We start from the raw sequence: 22407 nt of genomic DNA, 5'->3' as shown, positions 1-22407 counted from the left end.
ATAAATAGTAGAAAGAAAAAAGAGGAGATTTTTACAGATGTTGGATATCTGTGAAAACCCCTCTTTTTTTGGAAAATCTATTATGCAAGCACTTTTTTGAAACTAACTTTAAAGTATATGGTTTCTGCAATCGCTGTGAGTCCCCAGGAGAAGATGTACAGCAGATACAGAGATGGAATTGTATGGAAGTAAGCAAATACCGTATAGATCCATATAATACGAAATACACAGGATCCCATGATTACAATAAATGTAGGAGCAATGCTCTTGCCGATTCCTCTGGAAGATGCAATCGCACAGTCCATAAAGGCGCTGAATGCATAGGAGAATCCCATAATCCTAATTCTATGCATACCAGCTGCGATAACGGCTGGTTCTGTGGCAAACAGAGACAAGAATGGGCGCCCAAAGAAGAAGAGTGCTCCTCCGAGAAGCAGGCCTGCACTGAAAGAATAAGTAAGTGTTACGAGATAGCATTTTTTCATTCTTTCTTTATTCCCGGCTCCCCAGTTCTGGCTCATGAAACTGGAACAGGCCACATAGAAGGCAAACATAACATTGTAAATCAGATTGTCTGCATTCGCAGCTGCAGCATTTCCGGAAACCATGATCGCATCAAAGGAGTTGACTCCGGATTGAACAAAAAGGTTTGCAATCGCGAAAATCGCATTCTGAAGACCGGATGGAACACCGAGATAAAGAACTCCTTTTCCATAAATGTTATGATAACGCAGATTGCGCAGACGAACTTTACATTCATCATCGCGTCGCATCAGATGGATCAGGATCAATCCTCCTGAAACGTACTGTGCGATTGCACTGGCAGTAGCAACTCCGACAGCAGCCATATGGAATACGATAACAAAGATCAGATTCAATAGGACATTAAGTATTCCGGCAAATGCAAGGTAATACATCGGACGCTTTGTATCCCCACGGGCGCTTAAGACACCGTTGCCGAAATTATAAACTGCCGTGGCAGGCATGCCAAGTGCAAAAACTTTCATGTAGAGAACAGCCTGATCGAGCAGTTCGGGCTTTGTATTCATCATGGAAAGCATTGGTCCTGCAAAAAGCAGACAGATCAGACAGACAAAAATACCTGCCGCTGCACAGATAATGAGTGCAGAGTGAATGGTTTCTTTTGTAGCTTTCTTATCACCGGCACCGAGTTTATTGGCAACCTGGACGTTGACACCACTTCCGAGCCCGATCAGAAGTCCCGTGAACAGTGTGACAAGTGTAGTTGTCGAGCCGACAGAACCAAGTGCTTTGTAATCTGCAAAATGTCCGACAACAGCGACATCACTTAAGTTGAACATCACTTCCAAAATCTGGGAAAACATAAGAGGAACACTGAAGAAAAACATGTTTTTCCAAAGAGATCCCTGAGTCATTTCAATTGTTCGATTTCGTCTTTTCGCTATTTCATTACTCATTCCCTAATACTCCTTTACCAGATAAAATAATGAAAGAAAACAGATAAAATCATAAAAAAAACATCACTTCCAAAAGAAAGCAATGAAAAATAACGTATTGTATTGTGCATTAATAAACCTTTTGGATGCCCCAAACACCCGTAGCTGTTGTTACTGTTCACACGGGAGTGAACAGTAACTATCTGTTTTCTGGTTAAAATCCGATGATTCTTATATACAGTGTAGCATGAAAAGTGCGGGGAAACAACAGGAAAAACAATAATTTTTTTTCAATGATTCTTTTATTTTTTCAGATGAATTTAAGCCTTGAAAATAAATTTTTACGACAAAAAGATTAAAATAAATCAAGAAAAAGATTAAAATAGACTCTTGATTTCTGATTTCAGAGGACTATAATGTCAGAGTAAACAAAATACAGTTCACCAAAATTCGTTGATGAGAACAAAACCGTATCCGTCATTATTTTCAGAGAGTCTGTGGCTGGTGTGAACAGACAATAACCGGGTAAGGATATCCTCTCTAAGAAGCGGGCTGAAAGCAGATGAACATGTTGCAAGTAAACCTCGCCGGGATCCACCGTTATATGGATAGCATATGTTGGTATGTGAAGTGTCGCAGAATTAATTTTTGCGGAATTAGGGTGGTAACGCGGATTATATTCGTCCCTTTTCAGATTGAGTTCTGGAAAGGGACTTTTTTCTTTGAATATATCTCAAGAAGAATACAAATTTTAGGTGAACAAGAATCCTAAGGAGGTATTGTAATGAAAGCATTACAAAAAGTCAGCAAATTTTTATCAGATTATACTTCAGTGGTTGTTATTGCCATTGCAGTAGTGACATTCTTTGTCCCGACAATGATGGGATGGGTTAACAACGCTTTGTTTGTCGATCCGGTATCCAATAAATTTACCTGTCAGTCTATTATTATCGGAGTGATCATGTTTAGTATGGGTCTGACATTAACAACAGAGGATTTTAAGATTCTGGCGCAGAGACCGTTTGACATCTGCATCGGAGCAATCGCTCAGTATCTGATTATGCCATTCCTTGCATTTGCACTGACAAAGGCATTGAATCTTCCGGATGGAATCGCTTTGGGACTGATCCTTGTCGGATGTTGTCCTGGTGGTGTGTCATCCAATATTATGTCTTATCTGTGTGGAGGAGACGTAGCATTTTCCGTAGGAATGACAACAGTTTCAACACTGCTCTCACCAGTTATGACACCACTTATGGTTTCACTGCTGGCAAGTGGTACACATATTTCAATCAAAGGATTACCTATGTTTGTATCCATTATTGAAACAGTTATCTTCCCGGTAGCAGTAGGATTCTTACTTAACTATCTGTTAGGAAAAAATAAAACATTCAAAGAACTTCAGAAAATTATGCCTGGTATTGCAGTACTTGGACTTGCATGCGTTGTCGGCGGTGTAGTATCTTCACAGGGAAGCAAATTCTTTGAGTCCGGTGTTGTAATCTTCGTAGCAGTATTTCTTCATAATGGACTTGGATATCTGCTTGGATACGGAGCTGGTAAACTCACAGGAATGAATACAGCGAAGAAGAGAACAATCTCGATCGAGGTAGGTATGCAGAATGCAGGACTTGCAACAAACCTTGCAACAACAACAGCACAGTTTGCATCCACACCGGAGTCAGCAATCATCTGTGCAGTATCTTGTACATGGCATTCTATTTCAGGAACACTCCTTGCAGGAATGTTTGCATATTATGATAAATTCAAAGAGGACAGAGAATCCAAGAGTGTGAATACAAAAGAAGAAGCAGTATGATGTGTTCGAGGATTGCGGGAATTGCATAGCAATGGAGCAATCCGGTTACATCAGTGAGTGGCAAAATTTACTTTTGACACTCATATCACCGTATAAGAAGAATAATTGATTTAGAGGATGGTTTGACACAACGAACAAGAAACGTTCGAATGTGAGAAAACCATCCTTTTTTCTGTGTTGCATGGTGAGGAAAATCATTTTATAATAAATAAGGCAAGGGATTCTATCTGAACATAAGAAAGTAATCAGAGTTCGGAATAAAAGAGAAATACAAGAGGGGAAATGTAAATGGAAGAAAAAGAAAATACAGAAAATGCGGAGATGGGAAAACGAAAACATTCTCATGATACAAAAATAGTAATAAAGTATTATTATGAAAGGATCCGACAGAACACGGGAAATTTTCTGAAATGGATGGGGCTTTCTGTTTTGACAGGTCTGGTTGTAGGCGGTGCGAGTGCAGTATTTGCAGGATGTATCAAGGCAGCAACGGAATACAGGGATACACATAATTGGATTTTTATGCTTTTGCCGGTTGCAGGAGTTCTGATTGTATTTATGTATGAGAAGATAGGAAGGCAGGATGGAGGAACGAATCAGGTACTTGCTACAATTAAATCAAAGGATGATGTTCCGTTTCTGTCAGCACCATTGATTTTTGTGTCAACATTATTGACGCATCTTACCGGCGGTTCGGCAGGAAGAGAAGGTGCGTCGATACAGTTTGGTGGAAGTATTGGAAATTGGCTTGGAAAACTGGCTCATTTAGATGAATTTGATCACCATGTGATGATTATGTGTGGAATGAGTGCAGCATTTGCAGCTGTGTTTGGAACACCGATGGCAGCAGCAGTTTTTGCGATGGAAGTTGTGAGCGTGGGGGTAATGTATTATGCAGCACTTCTTCCGTGCGTGATCGCATCTATTATTGCAGCAGAGTTTGCAACAGGAATGGGGATTGATCCGGAGACATTTCCGGTACATTCTATCCCGGGACTTACTGTGGAGACAGGACTTAAGATGGCACTGATCGCAGTGGGGTGTGGGATTTTAAGTATTCTATTCTGTATCTTGCTAAAAACAGTGGGGCAGTTGTATACAAAGTATCTGAAAAATCCGTATATTAGAATTGTTGTTGCAGCAGGAGTGATCATTCTGCTCACAATATGTCTGAATACAAAAGATTATATGGGAGCAGGTAGTGGATTGATTGCAAGAGCTATTGAAAAGGGTGAAGCAAGACCACTTGATTTTTTATGGAAAATGTTACTTACAGCACTTACGATGCGGGCAGGATATCGTGGTGGTGAGATTGTACCGGCATTCAGTATTGGTGCAACATTTGGATGTGTTGCCGGTGGAATACTTGGATTTTCACCGGAATTAGCAGCGGCAGCCAGCATGGTTGCACTTTTCTGCGGAGTGACGAACTGTCCGATTACGGCAATGCTGATTTCATTCGAACTGTTTGGATTTTCAGGAGCAGCATATTATCTGATCGCGATATCAATCAGCTATGCGGTTTCCGGATATTATAGTTTATATAAAGATCAGACGATTGTATATTCTAAATATAAAGCAAGATATATTAACCGTAAAACAAGATAGCAGAATATTGTATCAGAGAGATACGGACAGGATGACAAGAGCAATCAGTTATATAAGTATGCGAAAAGGAGAGGCGTTTTGTATAGCCTCTCCTTTTTAGGTGTGCCTTGCGGCGCATAACTTACTTATTGAGTGGTACTTCCACTTCCAGTGTCGCCACCAGTAGTGCTGCCGGAAGTATCACCTGTAGTTGTTCCGGTTGTTCCACCAGAGTCTCCGCCGGCAGTGGGGTCGGTTGTTGTTCCACCAGAGGAAGAATCCGGTGATGACGTTGTTCCGGAAGAATCGGTACCTGTAGCAGGTGTGGTTTCATCAGAACTCTCGGTATCATCTTCCTCAAAGTCTTCTGATGGCGCAACATAATGACCACTACAGCTCTTTGTCGGAGCATTGTCTTTTGAGAAATACTCTGTAATAGCAGGACAACTGCTTGCGGCAAGGAGTCCTGTCTCTGTACAAACCGTCTTTTCTTCGACAGAGGATGGAATTTCAAAGTCCTTGTACTCAAGGCCTTTTGTATCCTGGATACGTTCCATGATATTTCTCCAGAGTTTCTGATGCCAGTTCTGGCTTAATCTGTCCATTGTCTTATGCTCATCATATCCACCCCATACAGACGCTGTATAATAAGGCGTAAATGCTGAAATCCACAAGTCACGGCTTTCCTGGCTGGTACCTGTTTTAGCGGCAACAGGCATGTTGCTCAGTCTTGCAGAACCACCGGTTCCACCGGCACCGTTGACAACGTCTTCCATTGCACTTGTCAGAAGATAAGCAGTGGAGTCTTTTAAGACTTCATGTGTCTCAGGGGTTGTGTTATCGAGAAGAACATTTCCTTCATGATCCAGAACCTGTGTGTAAAGAATCGGTTTCATGTAAGTTCCACCATTGGCAATTGCTGCATAGGCAGCTGTCATCTCGATATTATATACACCGTTTGTGATACCACCAAGAGCTTTCGCCTGTGAATATTTATCATCTTCAGTCAGTGTTGTAAATCCAAAATCAAGAAGATAATCATAACTTTCCGTTTCACCAACATAGTCAGTTAATGTCTTAACGGCAAGGACGTTCATAGAATGTTCGATTCCATAACGGACACGTGTCGGACCGATATATTTTTTATCCCAGTTGTTTACGGACTGTCCGTTTTTATATTCATATTCTTCATCATCAATTGTTGTTGCAAGAGTGATCTTTCCCTCGTTAAGTGCCGGTGCATAAGCAGCAAGAATCTTGAAACAGGATCCAGGCTGTCTTGCAGAATCTGTGGCACGGTTTAGAGAAAGACTGGATTTCTTCTCGCCGCGTCCACCGACGATGGCTTTCACCTGTCCGGTATACTGATCCATCACAACAACAGAAGCCTGCGGCTGAGGTGAGAGCTCAATTCTCTCATCAACAGTGTCTCCGTCAGCCTCATTGATATTGAGCGTTGATTTAAATGCATCAATTGCTTCCTGTGCAGCTTCTTCAGAACCGTAGAGAAGAGGAGTGTCATATCCCCATTCAGTCTGAATATAAGAAGCAAGTTGTTCTTTGCTGTAGTTCTCAGAAGAACCATCTGCCCTGTGGATAGTAAGTGCGTAATCAAGCCCATATTCTGTATCACCATTGAGATAATCCCCTACATTAGCAACTTCGTCATCACAGATGGCCTGAATATCAGCATCCTGTGTAACGTTGATCGTAAGGCCGCCGCTATAGAGCAGATTATATGCCTGTGTTTCTGTATAACTCTTCTCAGTTACAAGATCATCTACAACCTGATTTATGACAGCATCGATGAAATAAGTGTAAGGTTTGGATGCAGTTGTATTTGACGCTGTTTCGGAAATGCGGTCATATACATTATCAGCCATAGCCTCATCGTATTCATCCTTTGTGATAGAGCCTTGTTCCTTCATGTTTTTCAGTACTTTTTCCCGTCTTTTTGCATTATTCTCCGGGTTGCTGACAGGATTCAGATTCGATGGACTCTGAGTGATCGCTGCGATAACTGCACATTCAGAAAGAGTCAGGTCTTTTGCATCTTTATTAAAGTAACGCTGTGCGGCTGTCTGAACTCCGAGGCATCCCTGACCTAAATTGATTGTGTTCATGTATGCTTCAAGAATCTCTTCCTTACTCATCTCTTTTTCAATCTTTAGTGCAAGGTACTGTTCCTGGATTTTACGTTCAATTCGCTGATACTTACTCTCATTGATGAAATTAGGGAATACATTATTTTTGATCAGCTGCTGGGTTAATGTGCTGGCTCCTTCTGTGAAATGGAAGCCATGTGCAACACCATTGACACCGGCACGGATAATTCCCTGGATATCAATACCATTATGCTTGAAGAAACGTTCGTCCTCGATCGCAACAAAAGCTTTTCCCATGTATGGTGAAATCTCGTCATATTTCTTGTAAACACGGTTAGAATCAGAGTCTTTGAGTTGCTCAAGCAAAGTTCCATTGGAATCGACAATATTCGTTGTATAGCCCTGTGGCATAATGTCCTTTGCTGTGACTTCCGGTGTATTGTCAATCACTTTTTTTACATATATGCCAACTCCGGCTGCCCCAATGACGATCAAAAGCAGAAAACAAATAATGAGGGCTTTGAAAAAACGTACGCCGACTCGCTTCTTTTTCCTTTTCTTTTTAGAAGAAATTCGCTTTTTTCTTCTAGAAAGATTCGATTTTCCGTAATTCACGTATAATATCCTCCTTTATTGACTTCTATGATTATATCAAATTTACCGATGTAAATAAAGGTAAATTTGAAAAGTTCAAATTTTCCTGAAAATCTTAAGAAAAAATACAGTTTTATATAGAAAAGCATGGTATATTAGATAAAGAAATATTTTCAAATATAGCAAAAATAAAAAAAGGAATGGGAGACTGAAAAATGGAAATCTACCATACAATATATAAGGGCGGAGACGGAGAAATTGTTGAAAAGAAATCCAGATTTATTGCAGAAGTGCATCCGGTCACATCAGAAGAAGAAGCCATGGAGATTTTAGAGAAGACAAGAAAGCAGTACTGGGATGCGAGACATCATTGCTGGGCTTACATTATAGGAAGGAATCCGGCGGCAGAAAGAATGAGTGATGATGGAGAACCGGCAGGGACAGCAGGAAAGCCTATTCTGGAGGTGATCCGTGGGAGAGAACTGACGAATGTACTTGTAATTGTTACAAGATATTTTGGAGGTACGCTTCTTGGAACGGGGGGACTGGTCAGGGCTTATACGGCAGCAACGATCGAAGGATTGAAGAACAGTGAGAGCATTGCAAGGATTCATGGGGTGAAACTCGGAATTGAGACGAATTATACGGATTTGGGAAAAATTCAATATCTGATTGCAAATCGAAATCTGGATCAATTAGAACCTGTTTACACAGATAAGGTTGAAATGACAGTGTTTGTTCCAACAGATGAGATGGGAAGCCTGCGGGCTGAACTGATGGAAGGGACAAACGGTCAGGTGGTTCTGGATGAAGAGACAACCTGTTGGTTTGCAAGGACAGAAGATGGAATTAAGATTTTTGATGAAGAATGATTCTCATAGAAGATGTTGTTTTGTGAGATAGAAAGGACCCCCTGCCGGAATATCTGGCAGGGGGTCCTTTCCTTTAAGTGTGTGTCATATAACATTCAATAAATCTACTTATACTGAATAGATATGTTCTATGAGAATTCTGGTTCGATCAAACCAAATGAACCATCTTTTCTTTTGTATACTACATTGACTTCATCAGTCTCGGCATTGGAGAATACGAAGAAGTTATGTCCGAGAAGTTCCATCTGAACACAGGCATCTTCTGGAAACATTGGTTTAATACCAAACTTCTTTGTACGAACGATACGAACTTCATCGTCTTCTGTTGTCTCTTCTTCTGAATCAAAGAATTCTTTTCTGAAGCTGTTACCTGATGGAGCATATGATGTAGGATGTCCCTGATTACGAGCAACCAGTTTGTTCTTATATTTGCGAAGCTGGCGTTCGATGATCTCTTCTACAAGATCAATGGAAACATACATATCATTGCTTGTCTGCTCAGAACGGATAATATTTCCTTTGACTGGGATTGTTACCTCAATTTTCTGACGTCCTTTTTCTACACTGAGCGTTACATTGATTTCTGTTTCAGGAGTGAAGTACCTTTCAAGTTTTCCTAATTTCTGTTCGATAGCATCCTTTAATCCCGGTGTTACCTCGATGTTTTTTCCGCTGATAATAAATTTCATGCTGCTCAACTCCTTTGTTCAAATTATACAGAAGAATGATTAGATTACTTCTGTATCATGGTTACATTATAACATGAAAAAGATTTTCTGTATACAATAAATCGTCCTAAAATTATGAAAATTTTCAAAACTTTAGGACGATTTTAAAATTATCAGATAATTAATGAATACTATTTTGATCGGCGAGCATAAGTTTCAAACACGAATATTATTTATTGATCGTGCTGCGTTTTCTCATTCTGGAATCCAGAATCTTTTTGCGGATACGCAGATTTTCCGGTGTTACTTCAAGAAGTTCATCGGTATCAATAAAGTCAAGTGCCTGTTCGAGGCTGAGAACACGCGGAGGTGTCAGACGAAGTGCTTCATCTGCGCTGGAAGAACGTGTGTTAGTAAGATGTTTTGTCTTACATACGTTCAGTTCGATATCTTCAGCTTTACCATTCTGTCCGATAACCATACCGGAATATACTTTCTCACCGGCTCCGATGAAGAGAGTACCACGCTCCTGGGCACTGTACAGACCATAAGTTACGGATTCACCAGTCTCAAATGCGATCAGAGATCCCTGCTTACGATACTGGATATCTCCTTTGTATGGTGCATATCCTTCAAAGCTTGTGTTGATGATACCATTTCCTTTTGTATCTGTCATGAACTCACCACGGTATCCGATCAGTCCACGTGCCGGGATAAGGAATTCGAGACGAGTATATCCACCATTTGACGGAGTCATATTGCGGAGTTCACCTTTTCTCTGACCGAGTTTTTCAATAACAATTCCAGTGAACTCATCAGGAACATCAATATAAGCAAGTTCCATAGGCTCAAGTTTTTTGCCATTTTCATCTGTGTGATACAGAACTTCAGCTTTACTTACTGCAAACTCGTATCCTTCACGACGCATGTTTTCAATAAGAACAGAAAGGTGAAGCTCACCACGACCGGATACTTTGAAGCTGTCTGCATTTTCTGTCTCTTCTACTCGAAGGCTGACATCTGTGTTCAGCTCACGGAAAAGACGGTCACGCAGATGACGGGATGTAACGAATTTACCTTCCTGTCCTGCAAACGGGCTGTCGTTTACGATAAACTGCATGGAGATTGTTGGCTCAGAAATCTTCTGAAACGGAATGGCTTCCGGATTCTCAGGAGAGCAGAGAGTATCTCCGATGGAAATATCTGTGATACCTGATACAGCAACAATAGATCCGATTGTAGCTTCTTTTACTTCTACACGGTTCAGTCCGTCGAATTCATAGAGTTTACCAATTTTTACACGCTGCTGTTTGTCAGGATCATGATGGTTTACAACAACCATATCCTGGTTCACGGAAATTGTACCGTTTTCTACTTTACCAACTCCGATACGACCAACATATTCATTGTAGTCGATCGTGCTGATCAGCATCTGGGTCGGAGCTTCCGGATCACCTTCCGGAGCAGGAATGTAGTCAAGGATTGTCTCGAACAGTGGTTTCATATCCTGTTTCTCGTCAGAGAGATCAAGGACAGCAACACCAGCTTTTGCAGAAGCATATACAAAAGGACACTCAAGCTGCTCATCTGAAGCACCGAGATCGATAAAGAGTTCAAGAACCTCATCAATTACGGCATCCGGTCTTGCTTCCGGACGGTCAATCTTATTGATACATACGATAACAGGAAGTTCCAGCTCAAGTGCTTTTCTCAGAACGAATTTTGTCTGAGGCATAGCACCTTCAAATGCATCAACAACAAGTACAACACCATTTACCATCTTAAGAACACGTTCTACTTCTCCACCGAAGTCAGCATGTCCAGGTGTGTCAATGATATTGATCTTAACACCATTATAATGAACGGCAGTATTCTTAGAAAGGATTGTAATTCCACGTTCACGCTCAATGTCATTAGAGTCCATGACACGTTCTTCTACTTCCTGATTCTCACGGAATACACCGCTCTGTTTTAAAAGCTCGTCAACCAGAGTTGTCTTACCATGGTCAACATGGGCGATAATTGCAACATTTCTCACATCTTCACGTTTTGTTTTCATAATCTAAACACTCTTCCTTAATTATACAAAAAATATTTATCTGTAACATAACTTCATTATTTTATCACAAAAAATGAAATTTACAAGAAAAAGTTTGAATTCGATTTCAAGTACGAAAAAGGTCGAATACTTTTTCTGTAAAAAATAGTTCTATTTCATTACAATAAGACATACATTAGGTAATGACTTAAAATACCAGCCAGAGGAAGGGAGAATTATAAATTATGTCAGATAAGATTATTGAAAACAACCAGGTGACAGTTATTGGAGAGGTGGTATCAGAGTTTACATACAGCCATGAGGTCTTTGGAGAAGGTTTCTATATGGTAGAACTTCTTGTAAAGCGGTTAAGTAACTCTTGTGACCGGATTCCGGTCATGATATCAGAACGTCTCATTGACGTAACACAGGATTGCCGTGGAGAATATTTAATGGTGTCTGGTCAGTTCAGATCCTATAATCGTCATGAGGAGACAAAAAACAGACTGGTTCTTTCTGTGTTTGCGAGAGAAATAGAATTTATCGAGGAAGAACCGGATGGAGCAAGAACAAATCATATACTTCTCGAAGGATATATGTGTAAGCGTCCGGTCTACAGAAAAACACCTCTTGGAAGAGAAATTGCAGATATTCTGCTGGCAGTGAACAGACCGTATGGAAAATCTGATTATATTCCATGTATCTGCTGGGGGAGAAATGCAAGATATGCTTCAAACTTTGATGTAGGGGAACATGTCAGAATATTCGGAAGAATCCAAAGCAGAGAGTATGTGAAGAAATTGTCAGAGACACAAACAGAGACAAGAATCGCATATGAGGTCTCCGTCAGTAAACTGGAGTGTGTGGAAGAATTCTAAGGGTGGATTGTTTCATTATTTAAAACTTTGTGAAAAGGATATCATATATTGAGATAACAACTCAAATGTGATATTCTTTTTTATATGATATTTCGGAAAATAAGAGTGTAATGAAAGAAAAAACAGGTAATGCTGATAGACAGTAGTTCTGAAAAATCATGGAATACTTGAGGTTTCATACAGGAGGAAGATACAGATGGTTAAGATATTAATGCACGGATGCAACGGAAAAATGGGACGCATGATCACAGAAATTGTGAAGAATGAAGAAGATGCAGTGATTGCGGCAGGCGTCGACAAGTTCACAGGAATTCCAAATGATTATCCGGTATTTGAGAAGATCACACAGTGTGATGTGGGTGTAGATGTAGTGATTGATTTTTCCAATGCGGGAGCAGTAGATGAATTGTTAGATTACTGTGTGAAGAAGAGTCTTCCGGTTGTTCTTTGTACAACAGGGCTTTCAGACGAACAGTTAAAGAAGGTAGATGAGTGTTCTGAGAAGATTGCAGTTCTTAAGTCTGCGAATATGTCAATGGGAATCAACCTGTTACTGAAACTTTTGAAAGATGCTGCCAAAGTACTTGCACCGGCAGGCTATGATATTGAACTTGTTGAGAAACACCATAATCAGAAGCTGGATGCGCCAAGCGGAACGGCACTTGCATTGGCAGATTCTATTAATGAAGCAATGGGAAATGAATACGAGTATGTGTATGACAGAAGTCAGGTGAGAAAGAAGCGAGACGCAAAGGAAATTGGTATTTCAGCAGTTCGTGCAGGAACAATCGTAGGAGAACACGAGGTGATTTTTGCAGGAACAGATGAAGTGATTGAATTTAAACATACTGCATATTCAAGAAGCGTATTTGCCAAAGGTGCAGTCGAGGCAGGAAAGTTCCTTGCGGGACAGCCAGCTGGCATGTATGACATGGGGGATGTTATTCAGTTTTAGTACTGGATGAATAATAGCCGGTAAACCGGCGGGAACAAGATCCGGTAAATAGATCCCTGTAAGGGGAAGATTTCGGGTCTGGAGGAGATTGTATATGGAAAATATGGAAAACCGTTATTTAGACAGGTTGTCGGATCTTTATCCGACAATTGCAGCTGCATCTACGGAGATTATTAATCTGCAGGCAATTTTAAACCTTCCGAAGGGGACAGAACATTTTCTGACGGATGTACATGGAGAAGATGAAGCTTTTTCTCATGTTCTGAGGAATGGGTCTGGTGCCGTGAGAAGCAAGATTGAAGATGTTTTTGGTAATACAATGAGTGTAAAGGACAAAAAAGCACTGGCAACATTGATTTACTATCCGAAAGCGAAGATGGAACAGGTGAAGCGGACGGAGTCGAATATGGATGACTGGTATCGAGTGAATCTGTATCGTCTGATAGAAGTAAGTAAGCGTGCAGCAAGTAAATATACAAGATCTAAAGTGAGAAAATCACTGCCGAAGGATTTCTCTTATGTGATCGAAGAATTGATTACCGAGAAAGCGGAAGTCAGTGACAAAGAGTCCTATTATAATGAAATTATTTCTACAATCATTAGAATCGGACGGGCAGAAGAATTTATTGCAGCAATTTCAGAACTGATCCAGCGTCTGGTTGTGGATCATCTGCATATTGTCGGTGATATTTATGACAGAGGACCGGGACCGCATCTTATTATGGATAAGCTGCTGAAATATCATTCTGTTGATATCCAGTGGGGAAACCATGATGTTGTATGGATGGGAGCAGCGGCCGGACAGTTGGGCTGCATTGCAAATGTGATCCGTATCTGCGCCAGATATGGAAACCTGGATATTATAGAAGATGGTTATGGTATCAATTTGCTTCCACTGGCTACATTTGCTATGAGGATGTACAAGGATGATCCATGTACCTGTTTTAAATTGAAAGGCACTGACAGACCGGAATCTGATGAGATGCAGATGAATCTGAGAATACATAAAGCGATTTCAATTATTCAGTTTAAAGTAGAAGGCCAGATTATAGAGAGGCAGAAAGGATTCCATTTGGAGAATCGTGCGTTACTGCATAAGATTGATTATCAGAAAGGTACGATTAATCTGGAAGGAAAAGAATATAAGCTCCTGGATACAAATTTCCCGACAATAGATCCAAAGAACCCATATAAACTGACTTCTGAAGAGGAAGAAATTATGGATCGTCTGGTGCATGCTTTTGTGGGATGTGAAAAATTGCAGGAACATATGCGTTTCCTTCTTGCGAAAGGTGGTTTGTATAAGGTATATAACAATAATCTGTTGTATCATGGATGTGTACCGTTAGATGCGAAGGGGAACCTGAAAGAAGTAGAAATTTTCGGAAAGAAATATCGTGGAAAGGCCTTGTATGATGTGTTGGAAAGTTATGTGAGAAAAGGATTTTTTGCATTGGATCCAAAGGAGCGGGAAGATGGAAAAGATACAATGTGGTATATCTGGCTACATCCGGACTCACCGTTATTTGGAAAGAACAAGATGGCGACCTTTGAAAGATATTTCCTTGCTGAGAAGGAAACACATATAGAAAAGAAAAATCCATACTATGCTCTGCTTGAAAATGAGACAGTTGTGGATAATATCATGATAGAATTTGGATTGGATCCAAAAGAGGATACACACATTGTAAATGGTCATGTGCCGGTTAAGAGAAAAGATGGCGAGAGTCCGATCAAGTGTAATGGTAAAGTAATGGTTATTGATGGGGGATTTTCAAGAGCATATCAGAAAGAAACCGGAATTGCAGGATACACGCTGGTTTATAATTCGTATGGATTACTTTTGGTAGCACATGAACCATTTGAGTCTACAGAAGCAGCAATTAAGAAGGAAAATGACATTCATTCAGAGACAGTGGTAGTGACCAGAGTGAACGAGAGACGTCTTGTTGGTGACACCGACGCTGGAAGGAAATTAAAAGAACAGATTAAAGATCTTGAATGGCTGCTGGCGTCGTACAGAAATGGTCAGATTATAGAAAAACTGTAAATAATTGTTTATGCTGATTATAGCCTCCGGCAGGATTGCAGAGGTGCGCAGTAGAAGTATGTCATGCAATTGCATGACGCGCACCTCGCAGCAAGAATGCCGAGGCATTCTTGAATTAGGACTGAAGATAGAAAGGATTACTAGAATGGAAAAAGACTTAAATCTTCCGGAAGGAACAGAAGTAACAGAACCGCTGAAAATCTATCTGAATGAGATTGGACAGATCCCTTTGCTGTCAGAAGAAGAGGAAAGGGATCTGGGGTGTAAAAGTGCTTCAGGAGATGAGGATGCAAGGAGAAAGCTGGAAGAGGGGAATCTACGCCTGGTGGTATCTCTCGCAAAACATTATACTGGAAGAGGGATTACACTCATGGATCTGATCCAGGAGGGAAATATTGGTCTCATGCATGCAGCAGAGAAATATGATTATACAAAGGAAAATCGATTTTCCACATATGCATCCTGGTGGATCAAAGAAGCAATGCAGCGGGCAATCGATCAGCAGTCACGAGAAATCCGTGTGCCGGTTCATGTTGCAGAGAATATGAAGAAAGTACAGAAAATTTCAAAAGATCTTCAGCAGAAATTTGGAAGAGAGGCTACACCAGAAGAGATAGCAGAAGAGATGAAGGATAAATCACCGGAATTTGTAAAGGAGATTTTGTCATATCTTCAGAATCCGGTTTCACTGGAAACTCCGGTAGGAGAAGATGGGGAGAATAATCTTGGTGATATGGTTGAAGATAAGGATGCAACAACGCCGGAAGATGCTATGAATCAGCTTGTGCAAAAAGAAGAAGTACAGGAATTGTTAGAGTCACTTAATGATAGAGAACGTCAGGTGATCCGTTTGAGATTTGGTTTGGAAGATGGAAAAACACATACGCTGGAAGAAATCGGTGATGAACTGAATGTGACAAGAGAACGCGTACGCCAGATTGAAGCCAGAGCGATGGAGAAACTTCGCAGCAAAGCGACAAAACTGTAAAAAATTTCTTTTGAATAAATATTGAAAAATTGCAGATAGTAAAGACACAATATTTATTTGAAAGGAAGACAAAAATGAGGAGAATAAGAAAATTGCTTGTCTGTGTGATGTGCGTACTGATGCTTTGCAGTCTCGCTGGTTGTGGAAACAACACAGGAACAGCGAATGACAATCTCAATGATGCGACATCCGGTGAAAACTATGATGGAAGTGGAGAAAATGGTAATAATACCGGAAATAATGCGGGAGACCAGAATGGAGATAGTATCATAGATGACGCGGTTGACGATGTAACGGATGGCGTGGATGATGTTACAGACGATATCACAAATGGTGTCGATGATGCAGCCGATGATCTGACGCAGGAGAATGGCGTGCAGAACAAGATGCAGAATAACGAGTGATCAATATGCCGTAGGCCGGAAACGGAACTGCGGCATTTTTCTAAAAGAAGGAGAGACAGGATGAGATTCAGACCATGTATTGATATACATAATGGAAAAGTGAAACAGATTGTGGGCGGAAGCCTGAAAGATGAAGGAAATCAGGCCAGCACAAACTTTACGTCAGAACTGGATGCAGCATGGTATGCAAGACAGTATCAGAAAGATCACCTGAAAGGCGGCCATATAATTCTTTTAAATCCAGTTGGATCAGAATACTACGAGGCGACGAAAAAGCAGGCGATGGGAGCTCTGGCGGCATACCCGGGTGGAATGCAGATCGGTGGTGGAATTACAGCAGATAATGCACAGGAATATCTAGATTCAGGAGCAAGTCATGTGATCGTGACTTCTTATGTGTTTCAAGACGGGATTTTTCATGAAGAGAGACTGCAGAAATTAGTAAATGCAGTTGGCAAAGAACATGTGGTTTTAGATCTTAGCTGCAGAAGAAAAGATGGTAAATTTTACGTGGTTACTGACCGCTGGCAGAAGTTCACAGAACTTGCATTATCACACAAGGTGTTAAATGAGCTTTCAAAATATTGTGATGAATTCCTGATCCATGGTGTAGATGTGGAGGGGAAAGGTGCCGGAATGGAAACAGAATTAGTAAGGATGCTTGGGAGCTGGGACGGAATCCCAATCACTTATGCCGGTGGAATCGGATCAATGGAAGATCTGGAGAGATTTCGAAAAGAGAGCGGCGGAAAAGTAGACTTTACAATCGGAAGCGCTCTTGATCTGTTTGGCGGGAAAATTCCATATGCAGAAGTTTGTAGTTACTGTTCACTCCCGTGTTAATCACTCCGCTTGTAAATCCACAGAATGTTAACACTCTATGAAGTTGTTGAATTCAAGAGCGGATAGTGATAGAATGTAGAACAGAGTGGAATTTCAGACCAAAATCAAAATTCAGAGAAGGAGTAATTGCGGAAATATGAATATTATAGAAAAGATTTTCGGAACTCACAGTGAGAACGAGCTGAAACGAATTTATCCGATCGTAGACCGCATCGAGGCACTGGGGCCGGAGATGGAGGCGCTTTCAGACGAAGAACTTCGAGGAAAGACAAAAGAATTTAAAGAACGACTGAAAGAGGGAGAGACTCTGGATGATATCCTTCCGGAAGCATATGCTGTAGTAAGAGAAGGTGCTTACAGAAGTCTTGGAATGCGCCATTATAGAGTACAGTTGATTGGTGGTATTATCCTGCATCAGGGACGTATCGCAGAGATGAGAACTGGTGAAGGTAAGACACTTGTGTCCACACTTCCGGCATATTTGAATGCCTTGGACGGAAAAGGTGTTCACATCGTCACAGTTAATGACTATCTGGCGAAGCGTGATGCTGAGTGGATGGGAAAAGTACATGAGTTTTTAGGACTCAAAGTCGGTGTTGTTCTCAATGAGATGAACAATGACGAGAGACGAGAGGCTTATAATTGCGATATTACTTATGTAACGAATAATGAACTTGGATTTGATTATCTGAGAGATAACATGGTTATCTATAAAGAACAGCTGGTTCAGAGAGGATTGCATTATGCAGTTATCGATGAGGTCGATTCCGTTTTGATCGATGAGGCAAGAACACCTTTGATCATTTCCGGACAGAGTGGAAAGTCTACAGCTCTGTATGAAGCCTGTGATGTTCTTGCAAAACAGTTGGAACGCGGTGAGGCAAGCGGTGAGTTTTCCAAGATGAATGCCATCATGGGAGAAGAAATTGAAGAGACAGGTGATTTCATCGTTGATGAGAAAGAGAAGACAGTTAACCTGACAGAAGATGGTGTGAAGAAAGTAGAGAAATTCTTCCACATCGAAAACCTTGCTGATCCGGAGAACCTGGAAATCCAGCATAATATTATCCTTGCACTCAGAGCACACAATCTGATGTTCCGTGATCAGGATTATGTTGTAACTCCGGATGGTGAAGTTATGATCGTCGATGAGTTTACAGGACGTATCATGCCGGGACGTCGTTACTCTGATGGTCTGCATCAGGCAATCGAGGCGAAGGAACATGTGAAGGTAAGAAGAGAGAGTAAGACTCTGGCAACAATCACATTCCAGAACCTGTTTAATAAGTATGACAAGAAGAGTGGTATGACAGGTACTGCGATCACAGAGGAGAAAGAGTTCCGTGATATTTATGGAATGGACGTTGTTGAAATTCCGACAAACAAGCCGGTACAGAGAGTGGATCTAGAGGATGCTGTTTATAAGACAAAGAAAGAAAAATACGAAGCAGTTGTAGAAGCTGTTAAAGAAGCGCATGCAACAGGACAGCCGGTGCTGGTAGGTACAATTACAATTGAAGTATCCGAACTTCTCAGCAAGATGCTGAAGAAAGAGGGAATCAAGCATAATGTACTGAATGCAAAATATCATGAGCAGGAGGCTGCAATCGTAGCCGATGCCGGACTTCATGGAGCGGTAACGATCGCAACCAATATGGCTGGCCGTGGTACTGATATCAAGCTGGATGATGATGCGCGTGCGGCAGGCGGTCTGAAAATTATCGGTACAGAGAGACATGAATCCCGTCGTATTGACAATCAGCTGCGTGGACGTTCCGGACGTCAGGGAGATCCAGGAGAGTCCAGATTCTACATTTCTCTGGAAGATGATCTGATGCGACTGTTCGGTTCAGAAAGACTGATGGGAATCTTCAATACACTTGGTGTAGAAGACGGTGAGCAGATTGAACATAAGATGCTTTCAAGCGCGATTGAAAAAGCACAGAAGAAGATCGAGAGTAACAACTTTGGTATTCGTAAGAATCTGTTGGAGTACGATCAGGTAATGAACGAGCAGAGAGAGATTATTTACGAAGAGAGACGCCGTGTTCTTGATGGAGAAAGCATGCGTGATACAATCTACAGCATGATTACAGAATATGTGGAAAATATGACAGATCGTTTCGCTTCTACAGAGGCAGATCCGGAAGAGTGGGATATCAAAGGATTGGATGTGAATCTTCACAATGTGATTCCACAGCTTCAGCTCCCATCTGAGAAGGAATGCCAGAGTATGAGTCAGAAGGAGTTAAAGCATCTTCTGAAAGAACGTGGAGTGAAGGCTTATGAGAACAAAGAAGCAGAGTTCCCAGAGGCAGAGCAGCTCCGTGAGGTTGAGCGTGTTGTACTTCTGAAAGTGATTGATGCAAGATGGATGGATCATATCGATGATATGGATCAGCTTCGTCAGGGAATCGGTCTTCAGGCTTATGGACAGAGAGATCCACTGGTAGAGTACAAGATGACAGGATATGAGATGTTCGGTGAAATGACAAATGCAATCGCTGAAAACACAATCCGTACACTGTTCCACATTAAAGTTGAGCAGAAAGTGGAGAGAGAAGAGGTTGCGAAAGTAACTGGAACAAACAAAGATGACAGCGCAGTCCGTGCACCGAAGAAGCGCGAGGAGAAGAAGATTTATCCAAACGATCCGTGCCCGTGCGGAAGTGGAAAGAAGTACAAACAGTGCTGTGGAAGAAAAATCAAATAAGCTGAACAGTTACAATAATTTAAAGTATATATATGAAAGAGGTGATTAAGGTGGTTTTACTGGATGAACTGAAGTCAAGACTGACTGCATATGAAGAACCGCTGAAAGATTTGAGGGATTCACTTTGACCTCGCTTCAAAGAAGCTTAGGATCGAAGAATTAGAAAAGAGACTGGAGGAGCCGGGATTCTGGGATGATCCGGAGACTTCCCAGCATGTAATGAAAGAATTGAAAGGTCTTCAGGACTCTGTAAAAGAGATTGAGAAATTATTTACAGATTATGAAGACATGCTTCTCCTGATCGAAATGAGTGCAGGAGAAGAAGAGGAGCAGGAAGCCGCAGAAGAGATTGAAGAGGAACTTGGAACATTTGAGGAAGTCTTCGAGAAGCTGCGGATCAGTACACTTCTGATCGGACCGTATGATGCAGACAATGCCATCGTGACACTTCACGCAGGTGCGGGCGGTACAGAGGCAATGGACTGGACAGGAATGCTCTATCGTATGTACAGCCGCTGGGCTGAAAAGAAAGGCTATGAAGTCGAGATGCTGGATTATCTGGAAGGTGATGTGGCAGGTATCAAGGGAGTTACTTTTGAGGTTAAGGGAGAAAATGCTTATGGTTATCTCCGTTCCGAGAAAGGTGTACACCGTCTGGTTCGTATTTCTCCATTTAATGCAAATGGAAAGCGACAGACATCATTTGCATCCTGTGATGTAATTCCGGATATTGAAGAAGATATCGATATCGAGATCAACGACGATGATATCCGTGTTGATACTTATCGTTCCAGTGGTGCCGGCGGACAGCATATCAATAAGACGTCATCAGCAATCCGAATCACACATCTTCCGACAGGAATTGTGGTTCAGTGTCAGAATGAACGTTCCCAGCACATGAATAAAGATAAGGCGATGCAGATGCTGAAATCAAAACTGTATGTACTCAAACAGCAGGAACAGGCAGAGAAGATGTCAGACATCCGCGGAGAGGTTAGAGATATTAATTTCGGAAATCAGATCCGTTCTTATGTCATGCAGCCATATACACTTGTCAAGGATCATAGAACAAACGCAGAAATCAGCAATGTAGGTGCAGTAATGGATGGAAATATTGATCCTTTTATTAATGCATATTTGAGCATGGATGCAGAAGCACAGAAAGGAAAGAAAGCAGAATGATAAATGTAGCAGTAATGGGATACGGTACAGTAGGATCAGGAGTTGTAGAGGTCCTCAGAACCAATGGCGAACTCATCAATGAAAGAGCTCAGGATGTAATCAATGTAAAATACGTTTTGGATCTCAGAGATTTTCCGGGTGATCCGGTAGAAGAGATTCTGACACATGATTTCGAGACAATCGTAAATGATGCAGAAGTAGACATTGTTGTTGAGACAATGGGAGGTGTAGAGCCTGCCTATACATTTGTAAAACGTTGTCTGGAAGCAGGTAAGAACGTTGCTACATCCAACAAAGCTCTGGTAGCAAAACATGGAGCAGAACTTCTTGAGATTGCTCGTGACAGAAGTATCAATTTTATGTTTGAAGCAAGTGTTGGTGGGGGTATCCCAATCATTCGTGCACTGAATTCCTCTCTGACAGCAGATAGAATCGACGAAGTGACGGGAATCCTGAATGGAACAACAAACTATATGCTGACAAAGATGTTCTTTGAGAGTGCTGATTATGATGAGGTACTCAAAGAGGCGCAGGAGAAAGGATACGCGGAGCGTAATCCGGAAGCAGATGTCGAGGGACATGATGCGTGTAGAAAGATTGCGATTCTGACATCTCTGATCGCAGGACAACATGTGGATTTCGAGACAATCCATACAGAAGGAATCACAAAGATCACAACAGAAGATATGAAGTATGCTAAGACGATGGATATGGCAATCAAGCTGCTTGCATCCAGTAAAAGAGAAGGAGGATCTTTCTCTGCAATCGTTGCACCGATGCTTCTTTCCAAGAATCATCCGCTGTGTAATGTGAATGATGTATTTAATGCAATTTTTGTTCGTGGAAATATGCTTGGTGATGCAATGTTCTACGGAAGCGGAGCGGGTAAGCTTCCGACAGCAAGTGCTGTAGTTGCAGATGTTGTAGATGCTGCAAAGCACCTTCACAGAACTGTTGTAACAAGATGGGAGAGTAACACACTCGAACTTGTTCCGAATGAGGATGCGAAGAGAAGATTCTTCGTCAGAATTCATGGAGAAGAATCTGTACTCAAATCCCGTGTGGACGAAGTGTTCGGACAAGTTGAATTTGTCAAAGCAGATGATGTCGAGGGAGAATTCGCTGTTATCACAGGCGGGATGACCGAGGCGGAGTATGCACAGAAGGCGGAAGAGATGCCGGAAGTTGTGAAGATGATCCGTATGGCAGATTAAGATTCAGTTACTTTCGATTGTGAAAATTAGTAATTTAGTAAGAGCCAGAACAGTTACCGTGTGAGGTGCCTGTCTGGCT

At 41.4% G+C, this 22407-nt stretch carries 16 protein-coding genes and 1 other annotated feature; of the genes, 12 read left to right on the top strand and 4 right to left on the bottom strand.

The features are described 5' to 3' along the window. Positions 1 to 80 precede the first annotated feature (80 nt). Positions 81 to 1439 carry an MATE family efflux transporter gene (locus LI162_RS09530; protein ID WP_055172020.1) on the bottom strand — a complete coding sequence of 453 codons (1359 nt, stop codon included), beginning with the start codon at positions 1437 to 1439 and terminating at the stop codon, positions 81 to 83. Between the two features lie 423 nt (positions 1440 to 1862). Continuing rightward, positions 1863 to 2109: a binding site (T-box leader), on the top strand. Positions 2110 to 2202: 93 nt separating this feature from the next. Between LI162_RS09530 and LI162_RS09525 the strand changes: the two genes are divergently transcribed. Together LI162_RS09525 and LI162_RS09520 are read left to right on the top strand one after the other, a co-directional pair. Next, the gene (locus LI162_RS09525) at positions 2203 to 3237 is read left to right on the top strand and encodes a bile acid:sodium symporter family protein (RefSeq protein ID WP_015529598.1); all 1035 of its coding nucleotides are present in this window, start codon (positions 2203 to 2205) and stop codon (positions 3235 to 3237) included. 288 nt (positions 3238 to 3525) lie between these two features. Next, positions 3526 to 4845, top strand: coding sequence for a chloride channel protein (locus LI162_RS09520; protein ID WP_055148248.1), 1320 nt, complete (start codon positions 3526 to 3528; stop codon positions 4843 to 4845). Between the two features lie 125 nt (positions 4846 to 4970). Here the strand turns inward: LI162_RS09520 and LI162_RS09515 are convergent, their stop codons facing one another. Beyond that, positions 4971 to 7544 carry a transglycosylase domain-containing protein gene (locus LI162_RS09515; RefSeq protein WP_173021132.1) on the bottom strand — a complete coding sequence of 858 codons (2574 nt, stop codon included), beginning with the start codon at positions 7542 to 7544 and terminating at the stop codon, positions 4971 to 4973. A 194-nt stretch (positions 7545 to 7738) separates the two neighbouring features. Between LI162_RS09515 and LI162_RS09510 the strand changes: the two genes are divergently transcribed. After that, the gene (locus LI162_RS09510; RefSeq protein WP_020436449.1) at positions 7739 to 8395 is read left to right on the top strand and encodes a YigZ family protein; all 657 of its coding nucleotides are present in this window, start codon (positions 7739 to 7741) and stop codon (positions 8393 to 8395) included. A gap of 128 nt (positions 8396 to 8523) precedes the next feature. On the opposite strand, the gene hpf is transcribed toward LI162_RS09510, so the two are convergent. Both hpf and typA read right to left on the bottom strand, forming a co-directional pair. After that, entirely contained in the window at positions 8524 to 9084 is a 561-nt protein-coding gene (hpf, locus tag LI162_RS09505; protein ID WP_015529601.1) for a ribosome hibernation-promoting factor, HPF/YfiA family, read from the bottom strand. 208 nt (positions 9085 to 9292) lie between these two features. Beyond that, complete coding sequence (typA, locus tag LI162_RS09500) at positions 9293 to 11122, bottom strand: translational GTPase TypA (protein WP_015529602.1); 1830 nt, start codon at positions 11120 to 11122, stop codon at positions 9293 to 9295. Between the two features lie 224 nt (positions 11123 to 11346). Between typA and LI162_RS09495 the strand changes: the two genes are divergently transcribed. The 9 genes from LI162_RS09495 to LI162_RS09455 all read left to right on the top strand — a co-directional run bounded on the left by LI162_RS09495 (position 11347) and on the right by LI162_RS09455 (position 22328). Next, positions 11347 to 11979 (top strand): single-stranded DNA-binding protein, encoded by a 633-nt coding sequence (locus tag LI162_RS09495; protein ID WP_015529603.1) that lies wholly within the window; start codon positions 11347 to 11349, stop codon positions 11977 to 11979. A gap of 196 nt (positions 11980 to 12175) precedes the next feature. Next, a complete protein-coding gene (gene dapB, locus LI162_RS09490) occupies positions 12176 to 12934 on the top strand; it encodes a 4-hydroxy-tetrahydrodipicolinate reductase (RefSeq protein WP_155204581.1) in 759 nt (252 codons plus the stop codon). 94 nt (positions 12935 to 13028) lie between these two features. Further along, positions 13029 to 14984, top strand: coding sequence for a fructose-bisphosphatase class III (locus tag LI162_RS09485; protein WP_055157209.1), 1956 nt, complete (start codon positions 13029 to 13031; stop codon positions 14982 to 14984). A 145-nt stretch (positions 14985 to 15129) separates the two neighbouring features. Continuing rightward, positions 15130 to 15972, top strand: a complete 843-nt coding sequence (locus tag LI162_RS09480) for a sigma-70 family RNA polymerase sigma factor (protein WP_015529606.1) — start codon at positions 15130 to 15132, stop codon at positions 15970 to 15972. 74 nt (positions 15973 to 16046) lie between these two features. After that, positions 16047 to 16376: a hypothetical protein gene (locus LI162_RS09475; protein WP_227156376.1), complete on the top strand. Its 330-nt coding sequence runs from the start codon at positions 16047 to 16049 to the stop codon at positions 16374 to 16376. Positions 16377 to 16436: 60 nt separating this feature from the next. Next, positions 16437 to 17219, top strand: a complete 783-nt coding sequence (gene hisA, locus LI162_RS09470) for a phosphoribosylformimino-5-aminoimidazole carboxamide ribotide isomerase (RefSeq protein ID WP_226861717.1) — start codon at positions 16437 to 16439, stop codon at positions 17217 to 17219. A gap of 136 nt (positions 17220 to 17355) precedes the next feature. Further along, positions 17356 to 19932 (top strand): preprotein translocase subunit SecA, encoded by a 2577-nt coding sequence (gene secA, locus LI162_RS09465; RefSeq protein WP_015529608.1) that lies wholly within the window; start codon positions 17356 to 17358, stop codon positions 19930 to 19932. Between the two features lie 50 nt (positions 19933 to 19982). After that, a protein-coding gene (gene prfB / locus LI162_RS09460; RefSeq protein WP_442919961.1) for a peptide chain release factor 2 occupies positions 19983 to 21114 on the top strand; the annotation gives its coding sequence in 2 pieces (ribosomal slippage) (positions 19983 to 20045 and positions 20047 to 21114; 1131 coding nt in all). Continuing rightward, positions 21111 to 22328: a homoserine dehydrogenase gene (locus LI162_RS09455; protein ID WP_227156374.1), complete on the top strand. Its 1218-nt coding sequence runs from the start codon at positions 21111 to 21113 to the stop codon at positions 22326 to 22328. The genes prfB and LI162_RS09455 overlap by 4 nt, the downstream gene beginning before the upstream one ends. Positions 22329 to 22407: the final 79 nt, after the last annotated feature.

It is taken from the genome of Mediterraneibacter sp. 210702-DFI.3.120 (assembly GCF_020561005.1).
Taxonomy (GTDB): Bacteria; Bacillota; Clostridia; order Lachnospirales; family Lachnospiraceae; genus Mediterraneibacter; species Mediterraneibacter faecis.
The sequence above is the reverse complement of the archived record's forward strand: the minus strand, read 5'-3'. Positions and strand labels throughout refer to the sequence as shown.